The sequence below is a fragment of the Paraburkholderia sp. NMBU_R16 genome, from assembly GCF_013282575.1.
Lineage (GTDB): Bacteria > Pseudomonadota > Gammaproteobacteria > Burkholderiales > Burkholderiaceae > Trinickia.
Map to the genome: position 1 here is coordinate 1 of NZ_JAAAYE010000236.1, position 894 is coordinate 894.

At 53.5% G+C, this 894-nt stretch carries 1 protein-coding gene; it reads right to left on the reverse strand.

Annotated features, from left to right (window positions below):
• Positions 1-321: 321 nt before the first annotated feature.
• Positions 322-894 (reverse strand): hypothetical protein (locus tag GWC77_RS29280; protein WP_217283462.1); only part of this gene is annotated, 573 nt, incomplete at its 5' end.

The following is an 894-nucleotide window of genomic DNA, read 5'->3' on the forward strand; positions in this document are numbered from 1 at the left end:
GAGCCTCAGACCATCAGAAATCCCTGAAATGAGGCCCAGATTTCCATATCCCGAAAAATCGACTGGCTCGACGAGCCGACGAAAGGTACGCGCTCGCTGACGAGGGGTATTTCAGCAAGCTGTTAGGTATCCGAGCAGCGAGCCAAAACGTCGAGGCGATGAAGCTCGGCAGCCACACGAACAGCATTGCTGAATCTTCGCCCATACCAAACACCCGACGAACTCCGCCGGTAAGCAAGAATGACCAAAACGCGGCGCCCGTCATTGATGCGACGCAAACGACAAACCAAATTTGAAACGTGGCATAGAGCCTAACCCAGTTCATTCCGGTCTCTCCAGTTCGCGGATGTCATCAACAACAGCTAAGCCTTTGGATCCCACCCCAAACAGAAGAGTCGATTGATGAGTACCACTCGGCGTAGCGCCTTTCGTTATGGGGTACAGCTTTGTATTATTAATGTTCCGAACATTGACACCGAACATAGTGGTCGGCCGATTTAGGCCATCCGCCTTTCCAACGTTAAGGGGAACTGGCATCTTCAGTGCGGCCAAATTCGTTCCAAAGCTTATACCGTCGTATGCAAGGTCGCCCCATTTCGGCGAGATCTGATTGAAGCCCCACCGCAGTGGGTTACCTCCGCGGGAGGAAACCCCATAGTAACGGTCATGCAGTGACGTCGCACCTTCGATCGCGTCGCTAGTACCAAATACGAACATCGAAGCGCCCACGCCACATCCTGCAACACTCGCACAAAGGAGGCCTCCAACCTTAGCAGCTTGCTGAAATACCACTCGCCTGGTCATCGGACGAGGTGGCCGAAGCGTTGATAAGAAAGCCCTGTCTGCCTCCTGAAGATCATGCGCGGTAGCGACACATTCACCGAGAAGTTGTTC